This window comes from Rhodoplanes elegans, assembly GCF_016653355.1.
GTDB classification, from domain to species: Bacteria; Pseudomonadota; Alphaproteobacteria; order Rhizobiales; family Xanthobacteraceae; genus Rhodoplanes; species Rhodoplanes elegans.
This window is the reverse complement of the sequence record NZ_NHSK01000058.1, coordinates 1-9,201: the sequence shown is the minus strand read 5'-3', so window position 1 is coordinate 9,201 and position 9,201 is coordinate 1. Positions and strand designations below refer to the sequence as shown.

Annotated in this window: 6 protein-coding genes, 1 tRNA gene and 1 pseudogene; 2 read left to right on the top strand and 6 right to left on the bottom strand. The window is 70.0% G+C overall.

What is annotated here, in order from left to right; genetic code table 11:
* Window positions 1–247 precede the first annotated feature (247 nt).
* From CCR97_RS05260 to CCR97_RS05240, 5 genes are all read right to left on the bottom strand, one after another.
* The gene (locus CCR97_RS05260) at window positions 248–1,084 is read right to left on the bottom strand and encodes an alpha/beta fold hydrolase (protein WP_420826060.1); all 837 of its coding nucleotides are present in this window, start codon (window positions 1,082–1,084) and stop codon (window positions 248–250) included.
* 158 nt (window positions 1,085–1,242) lie between these two features.
* Complete coding sequence (locus CCR97_RS05255) at window positions 1,243–1,911, bottom strand: hydrolase (RefSeq protein WP_111359916.1); 669 nt, start codon at window positions 1,909–1,911, stop codon at window positions 1,243–1,245.
* 107 nt (window positions 1,912–2,018) lie between these two features.
* Entirely contained in the window at window positions 2,019–2,387 is a 369-nt protein-coding gene (locus tag CCR97_RS05250) for a response regulator transcription factor (protein WP_111359915.1), read from the bottom strand.
* Window positions 2,388–2,479: 92 nt separating this feature from the next.
* A complete protein-coding gene (locus CCR97_RS05245; RefSeq protein ID WP_111359914.1) occupies window positions 2,480–3,103 on the bottom strand; it encodes a response regulator transcription factor in 624 nt (207 codons plus the stop codon).
* Window positions 3,100–4,656, bottom strand: coding sequence for a sensor histidine kinase (locus CCR97_RS05240; protein ID WP_201159355.1), 1,557 nt, complete (start codon window positions 4,654–4,656; stop codon window positions 3,100–3,102). The genes CCR97_RS05245 and CCR97_RS05240 overlap by 4 nt, the downstream gene beginning before the upstream one ends.
* Window positions 4,657–5,006: 350 nt before the next feature.
* Here CCR97_RS05240 and CCR97_RS05235 point away from each other — a divergent pair.
* Window positions 5,007–5,501: pseudogene (locus CCR97_RS05235) on the top strand (Dps family protein).
* A gap of 282 nt (window positions 5,502–5,783) precedes the next feature.
* Entirely contained in the window at window positions 5,784–8,594 is a 2,811-nt protein-coding gene (locus CCR97_RS05230) for an ATP-binding protein (RefSeq protein ID WP_170146016.1), read from the top strand.
* Between the two features lie 247 nt (window positions 8,595–8,841).
* Here the strand turns inward: CCR97_RS05230 and CCR97_RS05225 are convergent.
* Window positions 8,842–8,917, bottom strand: a tRNA-Lys gene (locus tag CCR97_RS05225).
* Window positions 8,918–9,201: the final 284 nt, after the last annotated feature.

The window sequence follows — 9,201 nt, the reverse complement described above, 5'->3', positions numbered from 1 at the left end:
CGCGGAAACCATCTTGGCCAGCGGCCGCGAGTGGCCGCACCGACAGGCCGAACATATGGACGCAAGCGATCCGATCCGTTCTGAAAATCTCTTGCTGCACGGGGGCCGTCCACATATGGGTCCCGGGCTCGGCGCTCACGCGCCGCCCCGGGACGACGGAGCAATTTCAGCAAAGCCCTCGCCTGCGCGGAACGCACGACGACCGAGAGGTTTCGGCCGGAGGCCGACCGAGACCCGCTCCGATCGGTCAGCTCTTGATGAAGGCGAGCAGGTCGGGATTGATCACGTCGGCGTGCGTGGTGAGCATGCCGTGCGGGAAGCCCGGATAGACCTTCAGGGTGCCGTTCTTCAGCAGCTTGACGGCGAGCTTGGCCGAATCCTCGATCGGCACGATCTGGTCGTCGTCGCCGTGCATCACCAGCGTCGGCACCGTGATGGTCTTCAGGTCCTCGGTCTGGTCGGTCTCCGAGAACACCTTGATGCCGTCGTAATGCGCCTTGGCGCCGCCGATCATGCCCTGCCGCCACCAGTTTTGGATGGCGCCCTGCGACACCTTGGCGTTCGGGCGATTGAACCCGTAGAACGGGCCGGAGGCGACATCGAGATAGAACTGCGCCCGGTTGGCGGCGAGCGCGGCGCGGAAGCCGTCGAACACCTCGATCGGCAGGCCGCCGGGGTTCTTCTCGGTCTTCAGCATCAGCGGCGGAATGGCGCTGACCAGAACGGACTTGGCGACGCGGCCGGCCGGCTGGCCGTGCTTGGCGACGTAGCGGGCGACCTCGCCGCCGCCGGTCGAGTGGCCGATATGGACGGCGTTCTTCAGGTCGAGATGCTCGACCACCGCGAAGGCGTCGGCGGCGTAGTGGTCCATGTCGTGCGGACCGCTCACCTGGGTCGAGCGGCCGTGGCCGCGGCGGTCGTGGGCGACGACGCGGAAGCCCTTCTGCACGAAGAACAGCATCTGGGCGTCCCAGTCGTCCGAGGAGAGTGGCCAACCGTGATGGAAGACGATCGGCTGGGCGTCCTTCGGCCCCCAATCCTTGTAGAAGATGTCGACGCCGTCCTTGGTGGTGACGAAGGGCATGGAGGTGCTTCCTTTCGGGGTGGTGGAATTCTGGGCGCGGGCCGGCGCAGGCCCGCCCGGAAAGCCCGCGACGGCGGCGAGCGCCGCGGCGGCGCCGAGGCCGAGCGCGGTCCGGCGCGTCGTCGCGGTCACGTCGTCGGTCGGCGTCGCGACGCTGATCATGCGGCGCTCTTGGCGTGACCTTCGGAGGCGCCGAACATCGTCTTGGCGTAGATGATGCCGAGCCCGTAGGCGCCGCCGAACTGCTTGGCGATGCCGGTGGTCATGTCGTAGCTGTCGGTGCGGGCCCAGTCGCGCTGCAGCTCGAGCAGATACTGGAGCGAGGTCATCGGCCGCGCGCCTGCCTGCACCATGCGGTCCATCGCGCGTTCATGCGCCTCATCGGAGATGTCGCCGCAGGCGTCGGCGATCACGTAGACCTCGAAGCCCTGGTCGATGGCCGACAGCGCTGGGCCGACGATGCACACGCTGGTCCACAGGCCGCACAGCACGACGCGGCCCTTGCCGATGCGGTTCACCTCGGCGATGACGGGCGCGTCCTCCCAGGTGTTCATCGAGGTGCGGTCGAGCAGCGCCTGGTTCGGGAAGGCGTCGGTGATCTCGGTGAACATCGGACCCGAGAAGCTCTTCTCGGCGACCGTCGTGAGAATGGTCGGCACCCGGAAGCCCGCCGCGGCGTGGGCGACGAGCGCCGCGTTGTTGCGCAGCGTGACGGCATCGATCGACTTCGTCGCGAACGACATCTGCGACTGGAAGTCGATCATGATCAGCATGTGATTGCGCGGATCGACGAGCGTCTGGCCGGGCGTGGGGGTTGCAGTAGGCATGCGGGCTCCTCCGAATGTGTATGCGCAGTTCTACGGAGCGGCGCCGGGTCGAAACAATTGTGCCCTGGTATCGTCGACCCTGGACCTGCGGATAGGGCGACGTCGCGTCACGCGCCGAGCGCCGCGTGCAGACAGGCGAGCAGCGCCTCGGGCGACACGGGCTTGACGAGATAGCCGAAGGCCCCGGCCCGCAGCGCGACGCCGCGACTCGCCTCGTCCGGATAGGCCGTGATCAGGATGGTCGGCACCGTGATGCCGGAGCTGCACAGGAGGTGTTGGAGCGCGAGCCCGCTCAGCCCGGGAAGACGGACGTCGGCCACCAGACAGCCGACCTGCCCGGCTGCCGCGTCGGCGAGAAAACTCTCGGCATCAGGGAAGCCGCGGACGGGGAAACCGAACGCACCGACGAGACTGATCAGCGCGGCGCGGACGGAGCCGTCGTCCTCGACTATCGCCACCGACGCCCTGCTCGCCATCGCGCTCCTCACCGCCGCACCGGCGGAGTGCCGGATCCCGGCAGCGTCGGGGCTGACCGGACCGATGGCAATTGTCCTCTGGGGTCGCGCGTCTACGCCCTTGGGGTATCGTCGGCGAGTCGGTCGGCGATGCGCACGAGGTCGGGCAGCGAACGGGCCTGCAACTTCTGCATGATCTGGGCGCGGTGCACCTTCACGGTGACCTCCGAGAGCTGCAGGTTCCCGGCGATCTGCTTGTTGAGCAGGCCACCGGCGACCAGCGGCATGATCTCGCGCTCTCGCGGCGTCAGCGCGGAGAAGCGATCGCGCAGCTCCGCCATCCGAGCGGCCCGCTCGCGCCGCGATCGGTCGATCGCGATCCCCTTGTTGACGGCGTCGAGCAGGTCCTGATCACGGAACGGCTTCAGCAGGAACTCGATCGCGCCCGCCTTCATGGCGGCGACCGACATCGGCACGTCGCCGTGGCCGGTGATGAAGACGACCGGCAGGTCGATGCCGCGGCGGCCGAGCTCGCGCTGGACCTCGAGGCCGCTCTCGCGCCGCAGCCGCACATCGAGCACCATGCAGGCCGGCAGATCGGGCCGCTCGGCCGCGCTGAAGGCCTCGGCGGTGCCGAAGACGTGCACGTCGTGCCCTTCCGAGCCGAGCAGACTCTCCAGCGAGGCGCAGATGGAGGGGTCGTCGTCGATCACGAACACGGCGGATTGCTCGGTCATCGCGTCACCTCCGGGGCATGGGTCGGCACGAGAGCGGTCGGAATCGAGAAGACGAAGACGGCGCCGCGTGGAGACGCCGGCGCGACCCGCAGCCGGCCGCCATGCGCCTCGACGACGGCGCGGCAGAACATCAGGCCCATGCCCATGCCTTCCGGCTTGGTCGAGACGAACGGCTCGAAGATGCGCTCGGCGAGCTCGGGCGGCACGCCGCCGCCCGTGTCGGCGACCGCGACCACGGCCTCGCCGCGTTCGGCGATACGGGTCTCGATGCGCAGCCGGCGCTCGCGCCCGGCCGTCGCCGTCATCGCGTCGATGGCGTTCTCGATCAGATTGCCGACCACCTGGCGCAGTTGCAGCGCGTTGCCGATCACCGGCGGCAGCGCCGGATCGAGCTGGACCTCGATCGCGATGCCGGCGGCGCGCGCCTCCGAGCCCGCCCCACGCACCGTCTCGCGCAGCAGCGCATTCAGATCGAGCGGCTCGCGCTCCTGCGCCCCGGTCATGAACATGGTGCGGATGCCGACCACCACCTTGTTGGCGCGATGGCCGTCGGCGACGATGCGGCGCAGCGCGGCGTCCACCATGTCGAGCCGCGGCTCGGCCTTGCCGAGCCAGCGCAGGCCAGCGTCAGCGTTGGTGACCATGCTGGCGAGCGGCTGGTTGATCTCGTGCGCGATGGAGGCCGACAGCGCTTCCATCGCGGTGAGGCGATCCTGACGGGCGCGGCGTTCCGCCGCGACGGCGCGAGCGAGCCGCAGATGCACGGTCGTCGTCTCCGACAAGAGCACGAGCAGCACGATGCTGGCCGCCGCGAGCCCGTAGAGACGACCGGCCCACCAGCCGACGCCGAGCCGCGTGGCGCCGCCGAACCACGACATCAACGCCAGCTCGACCGTCATCGAGACGAGGACCAGACACACCCAGAGATCGAGCGCGAAGCGGCGACGCCACACCAGGATCGCCATCGCGATGCCGTACAGCACCATCGCGATGGCGGGCACGCGATACCACAGCATGGTGACGTTACGGTCGTCGGCCATGTAGCCGGGCAGCAGGGCCTGTCCCGCGAAGATCAGCCACAGGCACACGGCCGCCAACGCCGCCACGGCCAGCACGGTGCGCAGGATCGGCACCAGGCTGCTCCGGCTCGTGTCGGAGCAGTCGGGAGCGAGCGCATAGCCGAGCACGAACAGCGGAAAGCCGAGCCGTCGCACCGCCGCGATCGCGGCCGTGGTCTGCGACCCGGCATCGACGCCGAGCGTCGAGAACACGCCCGGAAAGGTCAGTGCCCAGACCGGGACCATCAGGGCCGCGAACAGATAACCGGCGGCGAGCCGCAGCAACGCCCGCGAGCGCTGGACATGGAACATGGCGAAGAGGAGAGCGGCCGTCAGGATCTCCAGCACGAAGCTCGCTGCCGCGTAGGCCGGGACGAGGATCTCGGTCCCCTGGGTCGGCTGCCGAGCGAACGGCGCCGTGCCGACCAGCGCCGCGACCAGCGCGAGCGCCACCACGACGGCGACCCCCGCCTGCGTCGGTGTCGCGTGGAACATGGCCGCCAGCGCTCCGCGGCGAGGCGCGGCGTCGGCCGCGCCTCCGACGGCCGAACCGGGCATCGGCGTGGACGCGAGTCCGGGCGCTGGCACCAAACCGCCGAGTGTGCGGATCGAGGTGGTCATGAGTCCGCTGGCCGTCTCCGCTGCGGGTCGAGCCGGGCGACCGTGCGCGCCGGCGCGGCGGGAGGCGAGTAAATTTCAGTAAAGCCTGCCCGGCGCGACGTGACAACGTCGCAGCGCTTCGACATCGTTCTCACGCGCCGCACACATCGTCGCGACCGCCTCGAACCCGATACCACGGTCGGAGTTCATCGAGGACGACGAACGCTCACGACCCGGAGACTCCGATGCCCTCCAAGAACGCCCTCGCCACCCCGACCGATCTCGCCCGCAACGCCGTCTCGGGCGTCGCCGACGCGCTCAACGGCGTCCTCGCCGACACGTTCGCGCTCTACCTGAAGACGAAGAACTTCCACTGGCACATGTCGGGGCCGCATTTCCGCGATTACCACCTCATGCTCGACGATCAGGCGAGCCAGATTCTCGGAACCACCGACGACATCGCCGAGCGGGTGCGCAAGATCGGCGGCACCACGCTGCGGTCGATCGGCGACATCGCGCGCCGCCAGCGCATCGCCGACAACGACGCCGAGTTCGTGCCGCCCGACGCGATGCTGGCCGAGCTCGAGCAGGACAACCGCGCCCTCGTCGAGACGCTGCGGGCCGCCTAGGAGATCGCCGACGACGCCAAGGACAACGCCACGTCGAGTCTGATCGACGACTGGACCGATGGCGCCGAGCGTCGCGCCTGGTTCCTGTTCGAGACGAACCGCAAGCGCTGACGGCGGGGAGAATCGACGCTTGGTCCATTCTCCGGACCGAAATACCATTGCGCAAGACGAGGCCGGCACGACACGATCGGTCGGCCTCTCGTCGCATATCCGTAATTTCCCGCAGAGATTTGGAGGTTCCTGCCGCCCCCTTCTATGATGCCGCCGTCAGAGGTGGTGAATCGGGGTCGAGCAGTGGAGAATCCGGCGCCTGCCGGACAGGGGCGCGTGTTGTCGTTCGGCCCTTTCCGACTGAGTCCGACGGAGCTCGTTCTGCTCGAGAACGATCATCCGGTGCGGGTCGGACATCGCGCGCTCGACATTCTGCTCGCCCTCGTCGAGCGCGCCGGCGACCTCGTCTCCAAACAGGAGCTGATCGCCCGGGCCTGGCCGCGCACCTTCGTCGACGAGAGCAACTTGAAGGTGCACGTCGCCGCGCTGCGCAAGGCGCTGCGCGACGGCCAGGGTGATCTTCGCTACATCGTCAATATTCCGGGCCGCGGCTACAAGTTCGTGGCTCAGGTCCGCATCCTCGAGGAGACGGACGCGCCGCGGCCGGCCGGCGCCGCTCTGCCACCCGGCAACCTCCCCGCGCAGCTCGGAAGCGTCGTCGGCCGCAGCGATCAGGTCGAGACGATCGTGCGCCTGCTGTCGGAGGCGCGGCTGGTCACGGTCGTCGGCCCCGGCGGCATCGGCAAGACGACGGCCGCGGTCGCGGCCGCCGAGCGGCTTCTCGCGCGCTTCCCGGACGGCGTCTGGTTCGTCGATCTCGCCCCCGTCACGGATCCGGCGCTGGTGCCGACCGCGCTCGCCACGGTGCTCGGCCGTCCGGTGCGTTCGACGATGCCGACACCGGAACTGATCACGTCGCTCGCCGACAAGGCGATCCTGATCGTGCTCGACAATTGCGAGCATCTCGTCGCGGCGGCCGCGGGGCTCGCCGAGGCCCTGGTGCGCGACACCGGAGCCGCCGTGCTGGCCACCAGCCGCGAGCCGCTACGCGCCGGCGGCGAGCGGGTGGTCCGGCTGCCGCCGCTCGCGATGCCGGACCGCAGCGACGGCCTGACCGCCGCAGCGGCGCTGGCCTATCCGGCGGTTCGCGTGTTCGTCGAGCGCGCGATCGCCACCCGCGACACCTTCACGTTCACGGACGCCGAGGCGCCACTCGTCGCCGCGATCTGCCGCCGGCTCGACGGCATCGCGCTGGCGATCGAGATGGCGGCCGGCTGCGTCGACTCGCTCGGCCTCGCCGATATCGCGCGTCTGCTCGACGACCGCTTTCATCTTCTGACGCGCGGCCGTCGCACGGCCCTCGCCCGCCACCAGACTCTCGAGGCGGCGCTCGACTGGAGCTACGGCCTGCTGCCCGCGCCGGAGCGCCTGCTCTTCCGCCGGCTCGGGGTGTTCGCCGGCTGGTTCACGACCACGGCGGCCGAGGCCGTGCTGGCGGGAGACGAGACCCGCCCGCTCTGCGTCGCCGAGGCGATCGCGAGCCTCGCCTCCAAGTCCCTCGTCGTCGTCGACGTCGCCGGCGAGACGGCGCGCTATCGCCTGCTCGACTCGACGCGGGCCTATGCACTCGAAAAGCTCGCCGAGGCCGGCGAGCTCGCCGCCGTGAAGCGCGCCCATGCGGAGCACTGCCGCGACCTGTTCACGGCCGCGGCGCGCGACTGGAATCTACAGCCGACCGCGATCTGGCGAGCCACCTGGCAGCCGCTCACCGACGATCTGCGCGCAGCGCTCGACTGGGCCTGCGGTCCGGACGGCGACGTCGCGCTCGCCGTCGCCCTCACGGTCGCGGCCGTGCCGCTGTGGCTCGAGCTGTCGCTGTTGGAGGAGTGCCGGGTCCGCGTCGATCGGGCCCTCGTCTCGCTCGAACAGGCCGGCGCGGCGGAGAGCCCGGAGGCGATGCGGCTCTACACGGCGCTCGCCTGGTCGCAGATGTACACGTCGACGCGGGCGCGCGACACGAACGCGATGTGGGCGCGTGCGCTGGCGCTGGCGGAGGCCTTCGGGGACGTCGATCACCAGCTCCGCGCCCTGTGGGGCTTGTGGGCGGACTCGAAGAATCGCGGCCGGTTCCGCGACGCCGCCGCGATCGCCGGGCGGTTCAGCGCGCTGGCGAAGGCGACTGGGCAGATGAGCGACGTGCTGGTCGGCGAGCGGATGATCGGCGACTCGCTCCACTTTCTCGGCGAGCAGGATGCCGCCCGCCAGCACATCGAGCGGATGCTGGAGACCTATCGGGCGCCGCGGCATCGCTCCGATCAGGTCCGCTTCCAGTTCGATCAGATCGTCACGGCCCGGATGACGCTGAGCCGCGTGCTGTGGCTGCAGGGCCGGCCCGATCAGGCGCTGCGAATGGCGGCCGAGACGGTCGCCGCGGCCGAGGCGCTCGACCATCCGCTGTCGCTGTGCAACCTGCTCGCCCAGGCCGCCTGCCCGATCGCACTCCTGGTCGGCGATCTCGACGCGGCGCGACGCTGGACCGCGCTTCTGGTCAGCCTGACGACGCGAGACGCGCTGCACGGCTGGCGCACCTACGCGACCTGCTTCGAGGGCGACGCGCTGCTGCAGTCCGGCGACCTGCCGGGCGGCATCGCCCGGCTCCAGGCCGGCGTCGAGACGCTGCGCAAGGCGACCTTCGTGCAGTATCTGACGTGCTTCCTCGGCCAGCTCGCCGCCGGCCTGTGCCGGGCCGATCGGCTCGACGAGGCGCGCGCCGTGATCGACGAGGCGCTGACCCGCTGCGAGGCGACCGACGAGGCGTGGTGCGTCGCCGAGCTGATGCGCATCAAGGGCGAGATCGCCGGCCGCGACCCGGCCGACACGTCGGCGGCGGACTGGTTCGCGCGATCGCTCGACGTCGCCCGCGCCCAGAAGGCGCTCGCCTGGGAGCTACGGACGGCGACCAGCCTCGTCGCTCATGCGCAGCGCCGCACCGGTGACTCCGGTCGCGGCTCCGAGCGCGGCGCCGCCTTCGCGAGCGCCGTGTCGACCCTCCGCGCCGTGCTGGCCCGCCTGCCGGACGACACCTCGACGGCCGACCTCACGGCCGCCCGCGGCGTGCTGGAAGGCGTGGACACTCGGGCACGAAGAACATGAGCCACCCGCGCAGAGGGTGACCCCGGGACGGTCTGGTCGTTGATCGGGAGGGTGGACCTATAATCGCAGGGTCCTGGCCGGCGGCAGCCCTCGAACCGGATGACGGGAAAGTTTCTCTGTAACTTCAGGGAACTCGCGCGGATCGAACCCGAACAAACTCTGAAAATCGACTTGAAAACGGACTTACCTGGTCCGTTTCCGTTCCGGCGGCCACCGCTCTAAGATGTTGAATTGCTTGGGGAAGCGGTGGTGGGCGCACAAGGACTCGAACCTTGGACCCGCTGATTAAGAGTCAGCTGCTCTACCAACTGAGCTATGCGCCCGCACGCCTTGGCGGCGCGCGTCTGTAGCAAACGCTGCCGGCCGTGTCCACCGCGTCGCGTCACAAAATCTGCATGCGCCGGATGCGTCCAGCCCGGAGTGCCGTTTTGCTGGGATTATCGCGGATATCCGGGCGAACTGACCTGCCCCGGCCCGGCACGCCGAGCGCGCGGCGCCCGGCCCGGAGCTGTCCCGGTTCGAAAAAGACGTCGGCCGCCGGGTCGAAACCCGGCGGCCTTCGAGGCCCTGCCGTCGCTGGGGGGGCTGGGGGGAGGCATCGGGGTGC

What these genes read in the sequence shown, in the direction of transcription:
- CCR97_RS05260 (WP_420826060.1), bottom strand. Translation starts at nt 1,084, where the DNA reads ATGCCCTTCGTCACCACCAAGGACGGCGTCGACATCTTCTACAAGGAT.
- CCR97_RS05255 (WP_111359916.1), bottom strand. Translation starts at nt 1,911, where the DNA reads ATGCCTACTGCAACCCCCACGCCCGGCCAGACGCTCGTCGATCCGCGC.
- CCR97_RS05250 (WP_111359915.1), bottom strand. Translation starts at nt 2,387, where the DNA reads ATGGCGAGCAGGGCGTCGGTGGCGATAGTCGAGGACGACGGCTCCGTC.
- CCR97_RS05245 (WP_111359914.1), bottom strand. Translation starts at nt 3,103, where the DNA reads ATGACCGAGCAATCCGCCGTGTTCGTGATCGACGACGACCCCTCCATC.
- CCR97_RS05240 (WP_201159355.1), bottom strand. Translation starts at nt 4,656, where the DNA reads ATGTTCCACGCGACACCGACGCAGGCGGGGGTCGCCGTCGTGGTGGCG.